The sequence below is a fragment of the Kitasatospora sp. YST-16 genome, assembly GCF_026802215.1.
Lineage (GTDB): Bacteria > Actinomycetota > Actinomycetes > Streptomycetales > Streptomycetaceae > Kitasatospora > Kitasatospora cineracea.
The window spans coordinates 2,814,928-2,835,506 of record NZ_CP113837.1 but is presented as its reverse complement, the minus strand read 5'-3'; the positions used below and the strand labels follow the sequence as shown (position 1 = coordinate 2,835,506).

The 20,579-nt window shown below is 70.5% G+C and carries 16 protein-coding genes and 1 tRNA gene; 15 read left to right on the top strand and 2 right to left on the bottom strand.

Annotation, left to right across the window (positions count from 1 at the left end; translation table 11 throughout):
• Nucleotides 1–22: 22 nt before the first annotated feature.
• The 4 genes from OU787_RS12775 to OU787_RS12760 all read left to right on the top strand — a co-directional run bounded on the left by OU787_RS12775 (nt 23) and on the right by OU787_RS12760 (nt 3,477).
• On the top strand, nt 23–1,438 hold the full coding sequence (locus OU787_RS12775) for a DHA2 family efflux MFS transporter permease subunit (protein WP_107066626.1): 1,416 nt from the start codon (nt 23–25) through the stop codon (nt 1,436–1,438).
• 48 nt (nt 1,439–1,486) lie between these two features.
• Nucleotides 1,487–1,873, top strand: coding sequence for an antibiotic biosynthesis monooxygenase family protein (locus OU787_RS12770; protein ID WP_268659382.1), 387 nt, complete (start codon nt 1,487–1,489; stop codon nt 1,871–1,873).
• 84 nt (nt 1,874–1,957) lie between these two features.
• Nucleotides 1,958–2,998 (top strand): UDP-N-acetylmuramate dehydrogenase, encoded by a 1,041-nt coding sequence (locus tag OU787_RS12765; protein ID WP_030462153.1) that lies wholly within the window; start codon nt 1,958–1,960, stop codon nt 2,996–2,998.
• A gap of 89 nt (nt 2,999–3,087) precedes the next feature.
• On the top strand, nt 3,088–3,477 hold the full coding sequence (locus OU787_RS12760; RefSeq protein WP_268659381.1) for a hypothetical protein: 390 nt from the start codon (nt 3,088–3,090) through the stop codon (nt 3,475–3,477).
• On the opposite strand, the gene OU787_RS12755 is transcribed toward OU787_RS12760, so the two are convergent.
• Nucleotides 3,474–4,502: an adenosine deaminase gene (locus OU787_RS12755; protein WP_268659380.1), complete on the bottom strand. Its 1,029-nt coding sequence runs from the start codon at nt 4,500–4,502 to the stop codon at nt 3,474–3,476. The two genes, OU787_RS12760 and OU787_RS12755, sit on opposite strands and share 4 nt — an antisense overlap.
• A gap of 94 nt (nt 4,503–4,596) precedes the next feature.
• Entirely contained in the window at nt 4,597–5,835 is a 1,239-nt protein-coding gene (locus OU787_RS12750; RefSeq protein ID WP_268659379.1) for a pyridoxal phosphate-dependent aminotransferase, read from the bottom strand.
• Nucleotides 5,836–6,144: 309 nt separating this feature from the next.
• On the opposite strand from OU787_RS12750, the gene OU787_RS12745 reads away from it, so the two are divergent.
• The 11 genes from OU787_RS12745 to OU787_RS12695 all read left to right on the top strand — a co-directional run bounded on the left by OU787_RS12745 (nt 6,145) and on the right by OU787_RS12695 (nt 20,513).
• A tRNA-Trp gene (locus OU787_RS12745) sits at nt 6,145–6,217 on the top strand.
• A 140-nt stretch (nt 6,218–6,357) separates the two neighbouring features.
• Nucleotides 6,358–6,720, top strand: a complete 363-nt coding sequence (gene secE, locus OU787_RS12740) for a preprotein translocase subunit SecE (RefSeq protein WP_030457455.1) — start codon at nt 6,358–6,360, stop codon at nt 6,718–6,720.
• 178 nt (nt 6,721–6,898) lie between these two features.
• A complete protein-coding gene (gene nusG / locus OU787_RS12735) occupies nt 6,899–7,792 on the top strand; it encodes a transcription termination/antitermination protein NusG (RefSeq protein WP_268659378.1) in 894 nt (297 codons plus the stop codon).
• A 166-nt stretch (nt 7,793–7,958) separates the two neighbouring features.
• Complete coding sequence (gene rplK / locus OU787_RS12730; RefSeq protein ID WP_030457453.1) at nt 7,959–8,393, top strand: 50S ribosomal protein L11; 435 nt, start codon at nt 7,959–7,961, stop codon at nt 8,391–8,393.
• Between the two features lie 78 nt (nt 8,394–8,471).
• On the top strand, nt 8,472–9,194 hold the full coding sequence (gene rplA, locus OU787_RS12725; RefSeq protein ID WP_014136322.1) for a 50S ribosomal protein L1: 723 nt from the start codon (nt 8,472–8,474) through the stop codon (nt 9,192–9,194).
• A gap of 161 nt (nt 9,195–9,355) precedes the next feature.
• The gene (locus tag OU787_RS12720) at nt 9,356–10,198 is read left to right on the top strand and encodes a hypothetical protein (protein ID WP_268659377.1); all 843 of its coding nucleotides are present in this window, start codon (nt 9,356–9,358) and stop codon (nt 10,196–10,198) included.
• A 101-nt stretch (nt 10,199–10,299) separates the two neighbouring features.
• The gene (locus OU787_RS12715) at nt 10,300–11,100 is read left to right on the top strand and encodes a hypothetical protein (protein ID WP_268659376.1); all 801 of its coding nucleotides are present in this window, start codon (nt 10,300–10,302) and stop codon (nt 11,098–11,100) included.
• A gap of 314 nt (nt 11,101–11,414) precedes the next feature.
• The gene (rplJ, locus tag OU787_RS12710) at nt 11,415–11,969 is read left to right on the top strand and encodes a 50S ribosomal protein L10 (protein WP_014136320.1); all 555 of its coding nucleotides are present in this window, start codon (nt 11,415–11,417) and stop codon (nt 11,967–11,969) included.
• Nucleotides 11,970–12,052: 83 nt separating this feature from the next.
• Nucleotides 12,053–12,436, top strand: coding sequence for a 50S ribosomal protein L7/L12 (rplL, locus tag OU787_RS12705; RefSeq protein ID WP_030457450.1), 384 nt, complete (start codon nt 12,053–12,055; stop codon nt 12,434–12,436).
• Between the two features lie 609 nt (nt 12,437–13,045).
• Complete coding sequence (rpoB, locus tag OU787_RS12700; RefSeq protein ID WP_030457449.1) at nt 13,046–16,519, top strand: DNA-directed RNA polymerase subunit beta; 3,474 nt, start codon at nt 13,046–13,048, stop codon at nt 16,517–16,519.
• Between the two features lie 100 nt (nt 16,520–16,619).
• Nucleotides 16,620–20,513 (top strand): DNA-directed RNA polymerase subunit beta', encoded by a 3,894-nt coding sequence (locus OU787_RS12695; RefSeq protein WP_030457448.1) that lies wholly within the window; start codon nt 16,620–16,622, stop codon nt 20,511–20,513.
• Nucleotides 20,514–20,579: the final 66 nt, after the last annotated feature.

The following is a 20,579-nucleotide window of genomic DNA, read 5'->3' as shown; positions in this document are numbered from 1 at the left end:
CAACCTTTGGGGGAAAGAGAAGATGAACAGGCAAGCCGTCTGGACCCTGGTGGTCGTCAGCGTCGCCAGCTTCATGGCCGGACTCGACAACCTGGTGGTCACCACCGCGCTCCCCGCGATCCGCACCGACCTCGGCGGGGCGCTCGCCGACCTGGAGTGGACGGTCAGCGCGTACACCCTGACCTTCGCCGTCCTGCTGATGTTCGGCGCGGCCCTCGGCGACCGCTTCGGCCGCCGCCGGATGTTCGTCGCCGGACTCGCCGTCTTCACCCTCGGCTCGGCCTCCGCCGCGCTCGCCCCCGACATGGGGACGCTGATCGCCGCCCGCGCCGTCCAGGGCGCCGGCGCGGCGGTGATGGTGCCGCTCACCCTCACCCTGCTCACCGTCGCGGTCCCCGCCGCCCGGCGCGGCATGGCCTTCGGCATCTGGTCCGGCGTCGCCGGGCTGGCCGTCGCCACCGGCCCGCTGATCGGCGGCAGCCTCACCGAGCACTTCTCCTGGCAGTGGATCTTCTGGGTGAACGTCCCGGTCGGCCTGGTGCTGCTGCCGCTGTCCCGCGCCGTGCTCGGCGAGAGCCGCGGCGAGCACCCCCGCCTCGACCTCCCCGGCACCGCACTGGTCAGCGCCGGACTGTTCGGCCTCGTCCTCGGCCTGGTCCGCGGCAACCCCGACGGCTGGACCGACCCGCTGGTGCTCGGCTCGCTGACCGGCGGCGCCCTGCTGCTGGCCGCCTTCGTCGGGTACGAGATCCGCGGGGCGCAGCGGCCGATGCTCCCGATGCGGCTGTTCCGCAGCCGGGCGTTCAGCGCCGTCAACGCCGCCAGCCTGCTGATGTACCTGGGCATGTTCGGCTCGATCTTCCTGATCAGCCAGTACTTCCAGGGCGTCAACGGCTACAGCTCCGAGCAGGCCGGCGTCCGGATGCTCCCCTGGACGGCCATGCCGCTGCTGGTCGCCCCGGTCGCCGGGCTGCTCACCGACCGGATCGGCGGCCGCCCCATCGTGGTCACCGGACTGGTCCTGCAGGCCCTCGGCCTGCTCGGGATCGCCCTGCTCGCCCAGCACTCCGCCGGGTACGGGCAGCAGGTCCCGGTCCTGATGGTCTGCGGCATCGGCATGTCCCTCTACTTCGCCCCCACCGCCAACCTGGTGATGGCCAGCGTCCGCCCCGCCGAACAGGGCATCGCCTCCGGCGCGAACAACGCGATGCGCGAGGTCGGCGGCGCGCTCGGAGTGGCCGTGCTCTCCGCCGTGTTCTCCGCCCGCGGCGGCTACGGCAGCACCGCGGCCTTCACCGACGGGCTCACCGCCGCGCTGCTGGTCGGCGCCGCCGCGATCGGGGCCGGCGCGGTCGCCGCCGCGCTCGTCCCCCGGCGGCACGGCATGCGGACCGCCGCCGGAGCCGACCCCGAACCCGTCCTGGCCGGCCGGTCCTGACCGGCCCGGCACCCGCCACCGCACGAGGAGGAACCGACCGTGCTCGCCATGACACTCCCCTGGACCCCGGGGCCCGCCGCGCAGCGGCCACCGGCCCGGCCCGTGGTGATGGCCGCCGAACTCCAGGTCCGCGGACTGCGCCACGTCCCCGGCTTCCTGCGGCAGTCGCTGAAGGTCCGCGACCGGGCCCGCCGCGCCCCCGGCGCGCTCGGCGTCACCCTGCGCGCCGCACCGCTGCGCCGCACCTTCTGGGTGCTCTCCAGCTGGAGCGACGAGGAGGCGCTCGCCGCGTTCGTCCGCTCCGGGCCGCACCGGCAGGCGATGACCGCGCTCCGCCCCGTGATGGCCCGCTCCGCGTTCGCCAGTTGGGAGGCACAGAGCGCGGCCGAACCCGGCTGGACCGAGGCCCGCCGCCGGCTCGCCGAAGCCGGGTAGTGCCCGCTCCGGGGCCCGTGCGATCCGGCCCCGCGCACCGGCCCGGTGGCCGGGGGCGGGCCGGATCTCGCTTACGCTGGGGCGGTGATCGAGCAGATGGATGCGCCGCTGGCCCCGTTGACGACGCTGCGCCTGGGCGGCCCCGCCCGCCGGCTGGTGACCGCCGGGACGGACGCCGAGGTGGTGGCCGCGGTGCGGGCCGCCGACGCGGCCGGGGAACCGCTGCTGGTGCTCGGCGGCGGGTCGAACCTGGTGATCGGGGACGCCGGCTTCCCCGGCACGGTGCTGCGGATCGCCACCGAGGGCTTCGCCCTGGACGGGACGCTGCTGGAACTGGCGGCCGGCGAGGTCTGGTCGGACGCGGTGGCCCGCACCGTCGCCGCCGGACTGGCCGGCCTCGAGTTCCTGGCCGGCATCCCCGGCTCGGCGGGCGCCACCCCGGTGCAGAACGTCGGGGCGTACGGGCAGGAGGTCGCCGAGAGCATCACCGAGGTGGTCGCGTACGACCGCCTGCTCGGCGAGAGCGTCACCCTGGCCAACGCCGACTGCGCCTTCTCCTACCGGCACAGCCGCTTCAAGGCCGACCCGGACCGGTACGTGGTGCTGCGGGTGCGGTTCCGGCTCGCGGACGAGGGCGGCCTGTCCTCGCCGGTGAAGTACGCCGAGGTGGCCCGGGCGATGGGCGTCGAGCCGGAGCAGCGGGTCAAGCTCGGCGACGCGCACGCCGAGGTGCTGCGGTTGCGCGCGGGCAAGGGCATGGTGCTGGACGCCGCCGACCACGACACCTGGTCGGCCGGCTCGTTCTTCACCAACCCGGTCCTGACGGACGCCCAGTTCGCCGCGTTCACCGCCCGGTTGGGCGACCTGCGGGCGCCGGCCTACCCGGCGGGGGAGGGGCTCACCAAGACCTCCGCGGCCTGGCTGATCGACAACGCGGGCTTCCGCAAGGGCCACGGCAGCGGCCCGGCGACGCTCTCCACCAAGCACACCCTCGCCCTGACCAACCGCGGCTCGGCGACCACCGAGGACCTGCTCGCCCTGGCCCGCGAGGTCCGCGACGGCGTCCGGGCGGCGTTCGGGGTGGAACTGGTCAACGAGCCGGTGATGGTGGGCGTCAGCCTCTGAGGCCCCGGGGGCGGTGCGGCCGGTACTCAGCCGGCGGCTGAGTACCCGCGCGCTGTCGGGCCGCGCCCCGGGTGCGGGACGCTCGGCCGGTGAGAGCGACGACCGCGGACCGCGCACCCCTGCTGCTGCCCCTGCTGACCGCCGTCCTGGCCTGGGCCGCCTGGCTGGGGTGGGACGGGGAGCGGGACGTCGCCCCGGACGGCACGGTGTCCGGTCCGTACGAGGGGTGGCAGGTGCTCGGCCTGGTGCTGACGGTCGGCGCGGCGGTGTGCTGGTCGGCGCACCGGGGCCGGGCGCGCGCCGCGGTCGCGGGCAGCACGGCGGGCCTGACGGGCGCCGCCTGGGCGGACTGGTCCGGGGAGGGCGACGGGCTGTTCGTGGTCGGGGTGGCCCTGGTCGCGGTCGGCGCCCTGGCGGCGGGCGGGCTGCTCGCCGCGGCGACCGGCGCCCTCACCCGGCGACGTCGCCGTCGGCACTAGACCGGTTCCTCCACCAGCCAGGCGTCGACCTCGCCGAGCAGTTCCTTCACCACGTGCTCGGGGGCCCGCGAGGAGCGGATCGACTGGCGGGCGAGCTCGGCCAGCTCGGCGTCGGTGAAGGCGTGCGACTCGCGGGCCAGGGCGTACTGGTCGGCCAGCCGGGAGCCGAACAGCAGCGGGTCGTCGGCGCCCAGGGCGAGCGGGACGCCGGCCTCGAAGAGCGCGCGCAGCGGCACCTGCTCGGGGCTGTCGTAGACGCCGAGGGCGACGTTGGAGGCCGGGCAGACCTCGCAGGTGACCTGCCGGTCGGCGAGGCGCTGGAGCAGCCGCGGGTCCTCGGCGGCGCGCACGCCGTGGCCGATCCGGGCGGCGCCCAGGTCGTCCAGGCAGTCCCGGACCGACTCCGGCCCGGCCAGCTCGCCGCCGTGCGGGGCCGCGATCAGCCCGCCGTTGCGGGCGATGGCGAAGGCCCGGTCGAAGTCCCGGGCCAGGCCGCGGCGCTCGTCGTTGGACAGGCCGAAGCCGATCACGCCCTGGTCGGCGTACCGGACGGCGAGCCGGGCCAGCGTCCGGGCGTCCATCGGGGACTTCATCCGGTTCGCCGCGACCAGCACCCGGATCCCGACGCCGGTCGCCTCGGACGCCTCCCGGACGGCGTCCAGGACCAGTTCCAGGGTCGGGGTCAGGCCGCCGAGCAGCGGTGCGTACGAGGTCGGGTCGACCTGGATCTCCAGCCAGCGGGAGCCGTCGGCGCGCTCGTCCTCGGCGGTCTCCAGGACCAGCCGGCGGATGTCGGACTCGTCGCGCAGGCAGGAGCGGGCGGTGTCGTAGAGCCGCTGGAAGCGGAACCAGCCGCGCTCGTCGGTGGCCCGGAGCTTGGGCGGGTGCTCGGAGCTGAGCGCCTCGGGCAGCCGGATGCCGTGCTTGTCGGCGAGTTCGAGCAGCGTCGCGGGGCGCATCGAACCGGTGAAGTGCAGGTGCAGATGGGCCTTCGGCAGGCTCCGGACATCACGCAGGCGATCCATTCACCGATCCTGCCGCAAAACCCCCCGGAACAGGAACCGCCCCCCGCACATCGCCCGAAGGGGTGAGGTGCGGGGGGGCGGCCGTGACGGACCGTCAGTCGCGGGCCTCGGACAGCAGCTTCTGCATCCGGCTGACGCCCTCGACCAGGTCGGCGTCGCCCAGCGCGTAGGACAGCCGCAGGTAGCCGGGGGTGCCGAAGGCCTCGCCGGGGACGACCGCGACCTCGGCCTCGTCCAGGATCAGCGCGGCCAGCTCGGCCGAGGTCTGCGGGCGCTTGCCGCGGATCTCCTTGCCCAGCAGGCCCTTCACCGACGGGTAGGCGTAGAACGCGCCCTCCGGCTCGGGGCAGAGCACGCCCTCGATCTCGTTCAGCATCGCCACGATGGTGCGGCGGCGGCGGTCGAACGCGGTCTTCATCTCGTCCACCGCGGACAGGTCGCCGGCCACCGCGGCCAGCGCCGCGCGCTGCGCCACGTTGGAGACGTTCGAGGTGGCGTGCGACTGCAGGTTGGCGGCCGCGCTCACGACGTCCTTGGGGCCGATCAGCCAGCCCACCCGCCAGCCGGTCATGGCGTAGGTCTTGGCCACGCCGTTGACCACGATGCACTTGTCGGCCAGCTCGGGCAGCAGGGCCGGCAGCGAGGTGAAGGTCGCGTCGCCGTACACCAGGTGCTCGTAGATCTCGTCGGTGAGCACCCACAGGCCGTGCTCCAGCGCCCAGCGGCCGATCGCCTCGGCCTCGGCCTCGGTGTACACGGCGCCGGTCGGGTTGGACGGCGAGACGAACAGCACCACCTTGGTGCTGGCGGTGCGGGCGGCCTCCAGCTGCGCCACCGAGACCTTGTAGCCGGTGGTCTCGTCGGAGAGCACCTCGACGGGGGTGCCGCCGGCCAGCTTCACGGCCTCCGGGTAGGTGGTCCAGTACGGCGCCGGGATGATCACCTCGTCGCCCGGGTCGAGGATCGCGGCGAAGGCGTTGTAGATCGCCTGCTTGCCGCCGTTGGTCACCAGCACCTGCGAGGCGTCCACCTGGTAGCCGGAGTCGCGCAGCGTCTTGGCGGCGATCGCGGCCTTCAGCTCCGGCAGGCCGGCGGCCGGGGTGTAGCGGTGGTTCGCCGGGTCCTGGCAGGCGGCGACGGCGGCGTCCACGACGTAGCCGGGGGTCGGGAAGTCGGGCTCGCCGGCGCCGAAGCCGATCACCGGACGCCCGGCGGCCTTGAGGGCCTTGGCCTTGGCGTCGACGGCGAGGGTCGCGGACTCGGCGATGGCGCCGACCCGGGCGGAGACCCGGCGGTTCGCGGGGGACAGGTTCTCGGGGGTGGGTGCGCTCATGCCTGAATGCTCCCAGACCCCACGGGCGGCGGGCATCGCGGTTTCAGCAGGAGTACAGGGGTGTTCCAGCGACCGTCCCGCGGACCCGGACGATCTCGGGCGGAAGCCGATCGAAGCCGGAGGATCTCGGGCGGACGGCGTCGAAAGTCGGCGAATGTGGATCTCGGTGAATGAGGTTCGACCAATCGGCGAAGAACCCGTACACTCACTGCTCGATGGCTCCCGAAGTGCGGATCCTTCGGCCGGGTACACCACACGGCCGGTCGGATGCGGTAGGTTGGGGGCCGCACCGGAACCGCGAGGTTCCGTAGGGCACTAGCTCAATTGGTAGAGCACCGGTCTCCAAAACCGGCGGTTGGGGGTTCGAGTCCCTCGTGCCCTGCTGCTCGATCTGTGCCAAGCCCGTTCGCTCCGCAGAGCGAGCGGGCTTGATGCGGAGAGGGCCCCACCCAGCACAGCTTTCGCCGGACAGCCCGTGCACCAGGCACGGGCCTCCGCAGGACCGGATTCAGGTGAGGACGAGTGACGGAGACCACGGGCTCCACCGCAACGCCTGAGAGCGGCAACCCCGAGGGGACCGAAGGCGCCGCGGACGGTGCGACCGCCGAGGACGGCAAGCTCTCCCGGCGCGAGCGCCGGCGGGCCAACAAGGCGTCCGGTGGCGAGGGGAAGAAGTCCGGCAAGCGGGCGAAGAAGGGCCTGTTCGCCCGGACCGCGATCTTCTACCGCCAGATCATCGCCGAGCTCCGCAAGGTGGTCTGGCCCACCCGCAGCCAGCTGATCCAGTACACCACCGTCGTGGTGACCTTCGTGATCGTGATGATGCTGCTGGTCGCCGGCCTCGACTGGGTCTTCGCCAAGGGTGCCTTCTGGATCTTCGGCTGACGTCCGATCCGGCAGAAAACCGCCGGGACCCCGCAGGTCCCGCACCGCATACCTCACCCCGACCCGGGCCGAATCCTTCGGCCCGGGTCGAGCTGTCGGCGCGAAGGACAGCGGGCGACTACCGTTGAGTCGGTACTGTTGAGGTATCCGTTCCACAACCAGGAAAGAAGCAGCGACCGTGTCTGAGTCCCCCCTGTACGACGCCGACGAGACCGTCCGCGAGGCGGATGTCGCCGCCGAGCTGGACGCGGCCGAGGCTGCCGACGTCGAGACCGCCGACGTCGAGACCGCTGAGGAAATCGTGGACGAGGCGGACGCCGAGGAGGACGAGGTCGAGGCCGCCGACGAGCTGGAGGCGGGGGAGCCCGCCGAGACCGCCGCCGTGCACGAGGTGGACGAGGCCGAGGCCGCCGACGTCGAGACCGCCGAGGTCGAGGAAGAGGCCGAGGCCGCCGAGGAGGTCGAGAGCGACCCGGTCGCCGAGTTCCGCGAGCAGCTGCGCCGCGCCCCCGGCGAGTGGTACGTCATCCACACCTACGCCGGCTACGAGAACCGGGTGAAGCAGAACCTGGAGCAGCGCTCCGTCTCGCTGAACGTCGAGGACTACATCTTCGAGTCCCAGGTTCCGCAGGAGGAGGTCGTCCAGATCAAGAACGGCGACCGCAAGACCATCCGGCAGAACAAGCTCCCCGGCTACGTGCTGGTCCGGATGGACCTCACCCCGGAGTCCTGGGGCGTCGTGCGCAACACCCCCGGTGTCACCGGCTTCGTCGGCAACGCCTACGACCCGTACCCGCTGACCCTGGACGAGGTCGTCAAGATGCTCGCCCCCGACGTGGAGCGCGCCGCCGCCAAGGAGGCCGGCAAGGCCTCGCCGGTGCGCCCGGTCGAGGTGCAGGTGCTGGACTTCGAGGTCGGCGACTCGGTCACCGTCACCGACGGTCCGTTCGCCACCCTGCAGGCGACCATCAACGAGATCAACCCCGACTCGAAGAAGGTCAAGGGCCTGGTGGAGATCTTCGGCCGGGAGACCCCGGTCGAGCTCTCCTTCGACCAGATCCAGAAGAACTGATCCACGTACTCCGGTTCCGGGGCGGGGGCGAAGGCCCCCGCCCCGGAACCGTTTTGGTCCAGCGCCGCCTCAGCGGTTAGCCTGGTCCGATGTGTGCCTTGGCAGCCGGGTTTCGCCCCGGGGCCGGGCGCATCAGCACTCACCTCTCGGAAGGACCCGGAGAGAAATGCCTCCCAAGAAGAAGAAGGTCACGGGGCTTATCAAGCTCCAGATCAACGCCGGTGCGGCCAACCCGGCGCCGCCGGTCGGCCCCGCGCTCGGCCAGCACGGCGTCAACATCATGGAGTTCTGCAAGGCGTACAACGCGGCCACCGAGTCGCAGCGCGGCATGATCGTGCCGGTGGAGATCACGGTCTACGACGACCGTTCCTTCACCTTCGTCACGAAGACCCCGCCGGCTGCGCGCCTCATCCTGAAGGCCGCGGGCATCGACAAGGGCTCCAAGGAGCCGCACAAGACCAAGGTCGCCAAGCTGACCTCGGCCCAGGTGCGCGAGATCGCCACCACCAAGATGCCCGACCTGAACGCCAACGACCTGGACGCGGCGGAGAAGATCATCGCCGGCACCGCCCGGTCGATGGGCATCACCGTCGAGGGCTGACCAGCCCGTACGTCCCCCGTGGTAGGGCCCAGCGCGGCCCGCGACTACCACGAACTCCATTAATCACCAGGAGCAGCAGTGAAGCGCAGCAAGGCCCTCAAGGCCGCGGACGCCCAGGTCGACCGCGCCCGGATCTACGCCCCGCTCGAGGCCGTCCGCCTCGCCAAGGCGACCTCCACCACCAAGTTCGACGGCACCGTCGAGGTCGCCATGCGTCTGGGCGTCGACCCGCGCAAGGCCGACCAGATGGTCCGCAGCACCGTCATCCTCCCGCACGGCACCGGTAAGACCGCTCGGGTCCTGGTCTTCGCGAACGGTGAGCGTGCCGAGGCCGCGCGTGCCGCGGGCGCCGACATCGTCGGCTCCGACGAGCTGATCGACGAGGTCGCCAAGGGTCGTCTGGACTTCGACGCCGTCGTCGCCACCCCGGACCTCATGGGCAAGGTCGGCCGCCTGGGCCGCGTGCTCGGTCCCCGTGGCCTGATGCCGAACCCGAAGACCGGCACCGTGACCCCGGACGTCGCCAAGGCCGTCAACGACATCAAGGGCGGCAAGATCGAGTTCCGCGTCGACAAGCACTCGAACCTGCACCTGATCATCGGCAAGACCTCGTTCTCCGACGAGCAGCTGGTCGAGAACTACGCCGCCGCGCTGGACGAGGTCCTCCGGGCCAAGCCGTCCGCCGCCAAGGGCCGCTACATCAAGAAGATCGCCTTCTCCACCACGATCGGCCCCGGCATCCAGGTGGACCCGAACCGCACCCGCAACCTCCTCGTCGAGGAGGACCCGGCGGCGGTCTGACCCCGAGTCAGTTCCCCACGCGGTCAACGCTTCACCGGGCCCGCACCCCTTCGGGGGTGCGGGCCCGGTGGCGTTCGGAAACGGTTTGCGCGGGCGGCGGAGCGGTTCGGTAGAGTCCAGGGTCGTCATCAGGATGAGAATCCGATTAGAGGGGGACCTCCGTGCGCGCACTGCGTACCGTTGCCGTGGCCTGTCTGGCCCTCGGCGCCTTGACCGCCTGCAGCAGCTCCGGCTCGACCGGTTCGACGGGGGGCTCCGGCAGCTCGCAGGCCGCTTCCGCCCCGGCGGCCGACGGCGCGGGCAAGGGCGGCTCGAAGCTCGCCCCCAAGGAGGCCCTGCTCGCCGCGGCCGCGGTCATGGACAAGGCCGGCAGCGCCAAGCTGACCGTCAAGGGCGGCGGCAGCGACGGCACCGCCGACTACGTCTGGAAGTCCCCGTCCTCCTTCCTCATGCACACCACGCAGGAGGGCAAGCAGGTCGACGTCCTGTTCGCCGGCGACCAGATGTACATCGGGGCCACCCCCGAGATGGCCGCCGTGGCCAAGGGCAAGAAGTGGATGTCGCTCAGCGCCAAGGACTCCTCGGGCGCGGTGGGCAACGAGGCCGGCGCCTTCGCCTCGATGATGCAGCTGATGAACCCGTCGGTGCAGCTGGTCGCCGCCTCCCAGAACGCCACCCTGGTCGGCACCGAGACGGTGGCCGGCCAGAGCGCCACCCACTACCGCAGCGACATCAAGGTGGACGAGCTGGTCGCCAAGATGCAGCTCGACGCGTCGACCAAGGCCCAGGTGCTGGCCGAGCTCAAGAAGAAGGGCTCCAGCTCCACCGTCGACCTGTGGGTCAACGGCAAGGGCGAGCTGGTCCAGCAGTCCAGCGCCAGCCTGACGGCCGACAGCGGCAGCACCCCCGGCGTGGTCACCTACGGCGACCTGGGCAGCGTCAAGGCCACCCCGGCCCCGGCCGCCTCCGAGGTCTTCTCCCTCACCGACCTGATGCAGCAGTAGGCCGGGCCGGCCCGTGTCCCGGGGGCGGCTCCGGGACGCGGGCGGACCGCATGGCATCGTGGGAGGGACCGGACGGCGGGGAACGGCAGGAGGAGGGACCGATGGCGGCACCGGCGCGTTGGGCCGCGGCCCTGCTGGCGGCCGTCCTGCTGGTCGGCACGGCCACCGCCTGCACCGGCTCGGGCACCGCCGCCGACCCCGCCTCCCCGTCCAGCCCGACCCCGTCCACCGGGGAGGCCAGCCCGACCGACCGCTCCCCGCACGGGGTGCTGCTCTCCGCGCAGCTGGTGCTGCACGACGCCCGGCGCGCCGAGTACACGGCGGTGCTCGCCGGCGAGGACGCCAAGGGCGCGCTGTTCTGGGCGCCCAAGACGGTGCTGAAGTACCAGGCCGAGGGGGTGGGCCGGACCCTGGTGGTGCTGGACACCTCCGCCTACCTGGGCGGCGACCCGGGGACCGCGGCCCGGCTCGGCGGCCCGCACTGGCAGAAGTTCTCCGACGGCCGGATCCCGTACGGCGGCCTGATCGACCGGCTCAGCCCGGTGGTCGCGGTCGCCGCCGCGGCGGCCGCGGACGAGCCGCGGCTGATCGGCGAGGAGAAGCTGCTCGACACCACCGTCGAGCACTACCGGGTCACGGTGAGCGCCGCCCGGTACGTCGCCGCGCAGAACCAGCTCGACCAGGGCCGGCGGCAGGCGCTGGAGGCCGCGCTCGGCCCCGGCGACGTGGTGCTCGACCTCTGGCTCGACGACCGCGACCAGCTGGTCCGGCTGCGCCGGGCCGCCGCCGAGGTGGACACCGTCGACTACACCGGGTTCGGCAGTTCCGCGATCTCGGTGCAGGCCCCCGCGGAGGCCGACACCGCGCCCGGCGCCGGCGCCAGCCCGCCGCCGCTCCCGTAGGCCAAACCCGTTTCCGGAAGCCGATTTGGCCAAACCCGTTTCGTCCCGTTACGCTGGCCGAGCCAAAGACCGCTGGTTGTCGCCGTTCCCCGCGAGGGCGGACGGTACCGAAGGGTCCGCACCCGTTGCGGATCGCCCGCGCAGGTTGTGGAGCAGAGTGAAGATCTCCGGGCCGTTCACGGTCCGTCGAGGTCATTGCAAGCCCCGTGCGCCTGCGCGCCGGGGCTTCTTCGCTTCCTGGGGTCCGCGGCGTTGGATGGTCGACTTCTCGAAGGTCGGCCCGACTTCGACATCACGGAAGGAGGCGTAAGCCTATGGCCAGGCCCGACAAGGCTGCCGACGTCGCCGAGATCACGGACAAGTTCCGTGCCTCCAGCGCCGCCGTTCTGACCGAGTACCGCGGTCTCACGGTGAAGCAGCTGAAGACGCTTCGTCGCTCGCTCGGCGGCAACGCCGATTACGCCGTGGTGAAGAACACGCTGACCAAGATCGCGGCCAACGAGGCCGGGATCTCCGAGCTGGACGACCTGTTCGCCGGTCCGACGGCTGTCGCCTTCGTCACCGGTGACCCGGTGGAGTCGGCGAAGGCTCTGCGTGACTTCGCCAAGGAGAACCCTGCTCTCATCATCAAGGGCGGTGTCCTTGACGGTAAGGCGCTGTCCGCCGATGAGATCAAGAAGCTCGCGGACCTCGAGTCCCGCGAGGTGCTGCTCGCCAAGCTGGCGGGCGCCCTGAAGGCCAAGCCCTCCCAGGCTGCCGCCGTCTTCCAGGCGCTCCCGTCCAAGCTCGTGCGCACCGTTGAGGCGCTGCGCGAGAAGGTCGAGCAGGGCGGTGCCGGTACTCCGGCTCCCGCCGAGGACGCGGAGTAACCACTCCCGTCCCAGCGGGCCCGTAAGCACGCCCGCCAACCCGTACATCCGGCACCTGCCGATTTAGTGGAAGGACGCCAATCATGGCGAAGCTCAGCACCGAGGACCTGCTCGAGCAGTTCGAGGGCATGACCCTGATCGAGCTCTCCGAGTTCGTCAAGGCCTTCGAGGACAAGTTCGACGTCACCGCCGCCGCCCCGGTCGCCGTTGCCGGCGTTGCCGGCCCGGGCGCCGTCGCCGAGGCCGTCGAGGAGCAGGACGAGTTCGACGTCATCCTCGACGGTGCCGGCGACAAGAAGATCCAGGTCATCAAGGAGGTGCGCGCCCTCACCTCCCTCGGCCTGAAGGAGGCCAAGGACCTCGTCGACACCGCCGGTGCGAAGGTTCTGGAGAAGGTCGCCAAGGACGTCGCCGAGAAGGCGAAGGCCCAGCTCGAGGGCGCCGGCGCCAAGGTCACCGTCAAGTGACTCGTTCCTCTCTCTGAGAGGTGCTCTTCCGGCCGGGCCGGCCACCCTTCGGGGTGGCCGGCCCGGCCTGCTCGCGTTCCGGGCCGGGGCGCCCGGGTTGCTCCCGATGGCCCACGCCGGACTCGGCTCCTGTCGGCGGCCGGGAGTAGGGTGATCGCTGTCGTCGGCCCCCGGGCACGGGCAGCGTGTAACGCGCCGGGCGGTCCGGACGATGGGCAGTACGAGGTCCACACCCTGGTGCGGGCCTTGACGAACAGCACGCGGCGCGCGATTCTCAAGGCGCGTGCCCAAGCGGAACCGTCTCCGATGCATATTCGGCGGCGGCACTGGGAAGGTTCCCGGTGACGCAGAAGTGGGTGCGACGGCCCGGCCGGTGAGGGATCACTGCCCGGGTTGTCGGTTGTACGGGAGGAGCGTCCGATTCGGTCTCCGAATCAGGGCTTGCTAGCAGTGTCGCCTTTGGCTACACTGTCCCTTTGCGCTGCCTGTTAGCTGCTCCGTGACTCGTCGCCCGGAGTGGTCCCTGTCCTGACCTGGGGTTTTCCGCCTCGGCCAAGGCCCGGCCGGTATGCGCGTAGTGAGCTCCGAGCCCTCGGAAGGACCCCCCTCTTGGCCGCGCCGCGCAACGCCTCGAACAATTCCGCATCCACCGCCCCGCTCCGCGTCTCGTTCGCGAAGATCAAGGAGCCCCTCGAGGTCCCCAACCTCCTCGCCCTGCAGACCGAGAGCTTCGACTGGCTGCTCGGCAACGCGGCCTGGAAGTCCCGGGTCGAGGCTGCCCTGGAGAGCGGTCAGGACGTCCCCACCAAGTCCGGTCTGGAGGAGATCTTCGAGGAGATCTCCCCGATCGAGGACTTCAGCGGGTCGATGTCCCTGACCTTCCGGGACCACCGTTTCGAGCCGCCGAAGAACTCCATCGACGAGTGCAAGGACCGCGACTTCACCTTCGCGGCCCCGCTCTTCGTCACCGCGGAGTTCACCAACAACGAGACCGGTGAGATCAAGTCCCAGACCGTGTTCATGGGCGACTTCCCGCTCATGACCAACAAGGGCACGTTCATCATCAACGGCACCGAGCGTGTCGTCGTGTCCCAGCTGGTGCGTTCCCCCGGCGTCTACTTCGACTCCACCCTGGACAAGGTCTCCGACAAGGACATCTTCTCCGCCAAGATCATCCCCTCCCGCGGTGCCTGGCTGGAGATGGAGATCGACAAGCGCGACATGGTCGGTGTCCGCATCGACCGCAAGCGCAAGCAGTCGGTCACCGTGCTGCTCAAGGCCCTCGGTTGGACCACCGAGATGATCCTGGAGGAGTTCGGCGAGTACGAGTCGATGCGCGCCACCCTGGAGAAGGACCACACCCAGGGCCAGGACGACGCGCTGCTCGACATCTACCGCAAGCTGCGCCCGGGCGAGCCGCCGACCCGCGAGGCCGCGCAGACGCTGCTGGAGAACCTGTACTTCAACCCGAAGCGCTACGACCTCGCCAAGGTCGGCCGCTACAAGGTGAACCGGAAGCTGGGCAACGCCGAGTCGCTCGACTCCGGCGTGCTCACCGAGCCGGACATCATCGGGACGATCAAGTACCTGGTGAAGCTGCACGCCGGCGAGACCGAGTGGCGCGACGACACGAGCCGCGACATCGTCATCGAGGTCGACGACATCGACCACTTCGGCAACCGCCGCCTGCGCAACGTCGGCGAGCTGATCCAGAACCAGGTCCGCACCGGCCTCGCCCGCATGGAGCGCGTGGTCCGCGAGCGGATGACCACCCAGGACGTCGAGGCGATCACGCCGCAGACCCTGATCAACATCCGGCCGGTCGTCGCCTCCATCAAGGAGTTCTTCGGCACCAGCCAGCTGTCGCAGTTCATGGACCAGACGAACCCGCTGTCGGGCCTGACCCACAAGCGCCGTCTGTCCGCGCTCGGCCCCGGTGGTCTGTCCCGCGAGCGGGCCGGCTTCGAGGTCCGCGACGTGCACCCCTCGCACTACGGCCGCATGTGTCCGATCGAGACCCCCGAAGGCCCGAACATCGGTCTGATCGGCTCGCTCGCCTCGTACGGCCGGGTCAACGCGTTCGGCTTCATCGAGACCCCGTACCGCAAGGTCGTCGACGGTGTCGTCACCGAGGCCGTCGACTACCTGACCGCGGACGAGGAGGACCGGTACGTCATCGCGCAGGCCAACGCCCCGCTCACCGCGGAGCTGACCTTCGCCGAGCCGCGCGTCCTGGTCCGCCGCCGCGGCGGCGAGATCGACTACATCCCCGGCACCGAGATCGACTACATGGACGTCTCGCCGCGCCAGATGGTGTCGGTCGCGACCGCCATGATCCCCTTCCTCGAGCACGACGACGCCAACCGCGCGCTGATGGGCTCGAACATGATGCGCCAGGCCGTCCCGCTGCTGCGCAGCGAGGCGCCGCTGGTCGGCACCGGCATGGAGTACCGCTGCGCCGTCGACGCCGCGGACGTGATCACCGCCGACAAGGCCGGCGTGGTGCAGGAGGTCTCGGCCGACTACGTCACCGTCGCCAACGACGACGGCACGTACAACACCTACCGGGCCGCCAAGTTCACCCGCTCCAACCAGGGCACCGCCTTCAACCAGAAGGTGCTCGTGGACGAGGGCCAGCGGGTCGAGGTCAACCAGGTGCTGGCCGACGGCCCGTGCACCGACGAGGGCGAGATGGCCCTCGGCAAGAACCTCCTCGTGGCGTTCATGTCGTGGGAGGGCCACAACTACGAGGACGCGATCATCCTGTCGCAGCGCCTCGTCCAGGACGACGTCCTCTCCTCGATCCACATCGAGGAGCACGAGGTCGACGCCCGTGACACCAAGCTGGGCCCCGAGGAGATCACCCGGGACATCCCGAACGTCTCCGAGGAGGTCCTCGCCGACCTCGACGAGCGCGGCATCATCCGGATCGGCGCCGACGTCGTCACCGGCGACATCCTGGTCGGCAAGGTCACCCCGAAGGGCGAGACCGAGCTGACCCCGGAGGAGCGCCTGCTCCGCGCGATCTTCGGCGAGAAGGCCCGCGAGGTCCGCGACACCTCGCTGAAGGTGCCGCACGGCGAGTCCGGCAAGGTCATCGGCGTCCGCGTCTTCGACCGCGAGGAGGGGGACGAGCTTCCCCCGGGCGTGAACCAGCTGGTCCGCGTCTACGTCGCCCAGAAGCGCAAGATCACCAACGGTGACAAGCTGGCCGGCCGCCACGGCAACAAGGGCGTCATCTCCAAGATCCTGCCGGTCGAGGACATGCCGTTCCTGGAGGACGGCACCCCGGTCGACATCATCCTGAACCCGCTGGGCGTCCCGTCCCGAATGAACCCGGGACAGGTCCTGGAGATCCACCTCGGCTGGCTCGCCATGCAGGGCTGGGACGTCTCCGGCCTCGCCGACGAGTGGGCCAAGCGGCTCCAGGCGATCGGCGCCGACACGGTCCAGGGCGGCACCAACCTCGCCACCCCGGTCTTCGACGGCGCCCGCGAGGACGAGATCACCGGCCTGCTGGACAACACCACCCTCACCCGCGACGGTGAGCGCCTGGTGAACTCCACCGGCAAGGCCCGGCTGTTCGACGGCCGCTCCGGCGAGCCGTTCCCGATGCCGGTCTCGGTCGGCTACATGTACATCCTCAAGCTGCACCACCTGGTCGACGACAAGCTGCACGCCCGTTCGACCGGCCCGTACTCGATGATCACCCAGCAGCCGCTCGGTGGTAAGGCGCAGTTCGGTGGTCAGCGCTTCGGTGAGATGGAGGTGTGGGCCCTTGAGGCGTACGGCGCCGCTTACGCGCTGCAGGAGCTGCTCACCATCAAGTCCGACGACGTCCTGGGCCGCGTGAAGGTCTACGAGGCCATCGTCAAGGGCGAGAACATTCCCGAGCCCGGCATTCCCGAGTCCTTCAAGGTCCTCATCAAGGAAATGCAGTCGCTCTGCCTCAACGTGGAGGTGCTGTCCTCGGACGGCCAGTCCATCGAGATGCGCGACAGCGACGAGGACGTGTTCCGCGCCGCCGAGGAGCTCGGCATTGACCTGTCCCGGCGCGAGCCGAGCAGCGTCGAAGAGGTCTGACGGAGGCCGGGCCGGCCGTTCCCGAACGGCCGGCCCGCCCCCAGGCCCCCCTCAGACCAACAGACAGACTCTCGAATCACGAAAGAGGGCTTGACGACCAGTGCTTGACGTCAACTTCTTCGACGAGCTCCGCATCGGACTGGCCACCGCCGACGACATCCGCCAGTGGTCGCACGGCGAGGTGAAGAAGCCGGAGACCATCAACTACCGCACGCTGAAGCCGGAAAAGGACGGCCTCTTCTGCGAGAAGATCTTCGGTCCCACCCGGGACTGGGAGTGCTACTGCGGCAAGTACAAGCGCGTCCGCTTCAAGGGCATCATCTGTGAGCGCTGCGGCGTCGAGGTGACCCGCGCCAAGGTGCGCCGCGAGCGGATGGGCCACATCGAGCTGGCCGCCCCGGTCACCCACATCTGGTACTTCAAGGGCGTCCCGTCGCGCCTGGGCTACCTGCTGGACCTGGCGCCGAAGGACCTCGAGAAGGTCATCTACTTCGCCGCCTACATGATCACCTGGGTCGACGACGAGCGCCGCCAGCGCGACCTGCCGTCCCTGGAGGCGCACGTCTCGGTCGAGCGCCAGCAGATCGAGAACCGGCGCGACGCCGACCTGGAGGCCCGGGCCAAGAAGGCCGAGTCCGACCTGGCCGAGCTGGAGGCCGAGGGCGCCAAGGCCGACGTGCGCCGCAAGGTGCGCGAGGGCGCCGAGCGCGAGATGAAGCAGCTGCGCGACCGCACGCAGCGCGAGATCGACCGCCTCGACGAGGTCTGGACCCGGTTCAAGAACCTCAAGGTCCAGGACCTGGAGGGCGACGAGCTGCTCTACCGCGAGCTGCGCGACCGCTTCGGCACCTACTTCTCCGGCTCGATGGGCGCCGCGGCCCTCAAGGACCGCCTGGAGTCCTTCGACCTGGGCGAGGAGGCCGAGCGCCTCCGCGAGATCATCCGCACCGGCAAGGGCCAGAAGAAGACCCGCGCGCTCAAGCGCCTCAAGGTCGTCTCCGCCTTCCTGCAGACCAGCAACAAGCCCAAGGGCATGGTGCTCGACTGCGTCCCGGTGATCCCGCCGGACCTGCGCCCGATGGTCCAGCTCGACGGTGGCCGCTTCGCCACCTCCGACCTGAACGACCTGTACCGCCGCGTCATCAACCGCAACAACCGCCTGAAGCGGCTTCTCGACCTCGGCGCGCCCGAGATCATCGTGAACAACGAGAAGCGCATGCTCCAGGAGGCCGTCGACGCGCTCTTCGACAACGGCCGCCGCGGCCGCCCGGTCACGGGCCCCGGCAACCGTCCGCTGAAGTCGCTGTCCGACATGCTCAAGGGCAAGCAGGGTCGTTTCCGCCAGAACCTGCTCGGCAAGCGCGTCGACTACTCGGCCCGTTCGGTCATCGTCGTCGGCCCGCAGCTCAAGCTGCACCAGTGCGGCCTGCCCAAGGCCATGGCGCTGGAGCTCTTCAAGCCGTTCGTGATGAAGCGCCTGGTCGACCTGAACCACGCGCAGAACATCAAGTCGGCCAAGCGCATGGTCGAGCGCGCCCGCCCCGTGGTGTGGGACGTCCTCGAAGAGGTCATCGCCGAGCACCCGGTGCTGCTGAACCGTGCGCCCACCCTGCACCGCCTCGGCATCCAGGCCTTCGAGCCGCAGCTGGTCGAGGGCAAGGCCATCCAGATCCACCCGCTCGTCTGCACCGCGTTCAACGCGGACTTCGACGGCGACCAGATGGCCGTGCACCTGCCGCTGTCCGCGGAGGCGCAGGCCGAGGCCCGCATCCTGATGCTGTCCTCGAACAACATCCTGAAGCCGGCCGACGGCCGCCCCGTCACCATGCCGACCCAGGACATGGTGCTGGGCCTGTTCTTCCTCACCTCGGACCGCGAGGAGGTCAAGGGCAAGGGCCGTTCCTTCTCCTCGACCGCCGAGGCGATCATGGCCTTCGACGCCCGCGAGCTGGACGTCCAGGCCACCATCGACCTGCGGATGGCCGCCGGCACCGTCCCGCCCCGCGGCTGGACCCCGCCGGTGGACGAGGACGGGCAGCCGACCTGGCACGAGGGTGAGCCGTTCCGGATCACCACCACGCTGGGCCGGGCGCTCTTCAACGAGCTGCTGCCCGAGGACTACCCGTTCGTCGACTACGAGATCGGCAAGAAGCAGCTCTCGGCGATCGTCAACGACCTCGCCGAGCGCTACCCGAAGGTCGTCGTCGCTGCGGCGCTCGACAACCTGAAGGCGGCCGGCTTCCACTGGTCGACCCGTTCCGGTGTCACCGTCTCGATCTCGGACGTCATCGTCCCGCCGACCAAGCCCGCCATCCTGGAGGGCTACGAGGCGCAGGCGGAGAAGGTCCAGCGCCAGTACGAGCGCGGTCTGATCACCGACAACGAGCGCAAGTCCGAGCTGATCGGCATCTGGACCCGCGCGACCAACGAGGTCGCCGACGCGATGGCCGCGAACTTCCCGAAGACGAACCCCATCTTCATGATGGTCGACTCGGGCGCCCGCGGAAACATGATGCAGATGCGTCAGATCGCCGGTATGCGCGGTCTGGTGTCGAACGCGAAGAACGAGACCATCGCGCGTCCCATCAAGGCCTCGTTCCGTGAGGGCCTGTCCGTGCTGGAGTACTTCATCTCCACCCACGGTGCCCGCAAGGGTCTGGCCGACACCGCGCTGCGCACCGCCGACTCGGGTTACCTGACCCGTCGTCTGGTGGACGTCTCGCAGGACGTGATCATCCGCGAGGAGGACTGCGGCACCGAGCGCGGCCTCAAGCTGTCGATCGGCTCGGTCGGCGCGGACGGCGTGCTGCGCAAGGCCGACGACGTCGAGACCAGCGTCTACGCCCGCATGCTCGCCGAGGACATCACCGTCGACGGCAAGCTGATCGCCACCGCCAACACCGACCTCGGCGACGTCCTGATGGACGAGCTGATCCGGCACGGCGTGAGCGAGGTCAAGGTCCGCTCGATCCTGACCTGCGAGTCCGCGGTCGGCACCTGTGCCTTCTGCTACGGCCGCTCGCTGGCCACCGGCAAGCTGGTCGACATCGGTGAGGCGGTCGGCATCATCGCCGCCCAGTCCATCGGTGAGCCCGGCACCCAGCTGACCATGCGCACCTTCCACACCGGTGGTGTGGCCGGTGACGACATCACCCAGGGTCTGCCCCGTGTCGTCGAGCTCTTCGAGGCCCGCACCCCCAAGGGTGTCGCCCCGATCTCGGAGGCCCAGGGCCGGGTCCGCATCGAGGACACCGAGAAGACCCGCAAGGTCGTCGTCACCCCCGACGACGGCAGCGACGAGATCGCCTACCCGGTCTCCAAGCGCGTCAAGCTGCTGGTCAGCGAGGGCGAGGCGGTCGAGGTCGGCCAGAAGCTGACCGTCGGTGCGACCAACCCGCACGACGTGCTGCGCATCATGGGCCAGCGTGCCGTCCAGATCCACCTGGTGGCCGAGGTCCAGAAGGTCTACAACTCGCAGGGCGTGTCGATCCACGACAAGCACATCGAGATCATCATCCGGCAGATGCTCCGCCGCGTGACGATCATCGAGTCGGGCGACGCCGAGCTGCTCCCGGGCGAGCTCGTCGAGCGCGGCCGCTTCGAGCAGGAGAACCGTCGCGTGGTCTCCGAGGGCGGCCACCCCGCCTCCGGCCGTCCGCAGCTGATGGGTATCACCAAGGCCTCGCTGGCCACCGAGTCCTGGCTGTCGGCCGCCTCCTTCCAGGAGACGACCCGGGTGCTCACCGACGCGGCGATCCACGCCAAGTCGGACCCGCTGCTGGGCCTCAAGGAGAACGTCATCCTCGGCAAGCTCATCCCGGCCGGTACGGGTCTGCCCCGCTACCGCAACATCCGGGTCGAGCCGACCGAGGAGGCCAAGGCCGCGATGTACTCGGCCGTCGGCTACGACGACTACGACCTGTCGCCGTTCGGCGCGGGCTCCGGTCAGGCCGTCCCGCTGGACGACTACGACTACGGCCCGTACACCGGCTGAGCGATCGGCTGATCCGGCACGGCTGTACCGCAGGGCGGTCACCCCACTCGGGGTGGCCGCCCTGCG

Bases quoted from the DNA above. Each gene is read 5' to 3' on its own strand.
- OU787_RS12775 (WP_107066626.1), top strand. From the start codon at position 23: ATGAACAGGCAAGCCGTCTGGACCCTGGTGGTCGTCAGCGTCGCCAGC.
- OU787_RS12770 (WP_268659382.1), top strand. From the start codon at position 1,487: ATGACACTCCCCTGGACCCCGGGGCCCGCCGCGCAGCGGCCACCGGCC.
- OU787_RS12755 (WP_268659380.1), bottom strand. From the start codon at position 4,502: ATGGATCGCCTGCGTGATGTCCGGAGCCTGCCGAAGGCCCATCTGCAC.
- OU787_RS12750 (WP_268659379.1), bottom strand. From the start codon at position 5,835: ATGAGCGCACCCACCCCCGAGAACCTGTCCCCCGCGAACCGCCGGGTC.
- rplK (WP_030457453.1), top strand. From the start codon at position 7,959: ATGCCTCCCAAGAAGAAGAAGGTCACGGGGCTTATCAAGCTCCAGATC.
- OU787_RS12715 (WP_268659376.1), top strand. From the start codon at position 10,300: ATGGCGGCACCGGCGCGTTGGGCCGCGGCCCTGCTGGCGGCCGTCCTG.
- rplJ (WP_014136320.1), top strand. From the start codon at position 11,415: ATGGCCAGGCCCGACAAGGCTGCCGACGTCGCCGAGATCACGGACAAG.
- rplL (WP_030457450.1), top strand. From the start codon at position 12,053: ATGGCGAAGCTCAGCACCGAGGACCTGCTCGAGCAGTTCGAGGGCATG.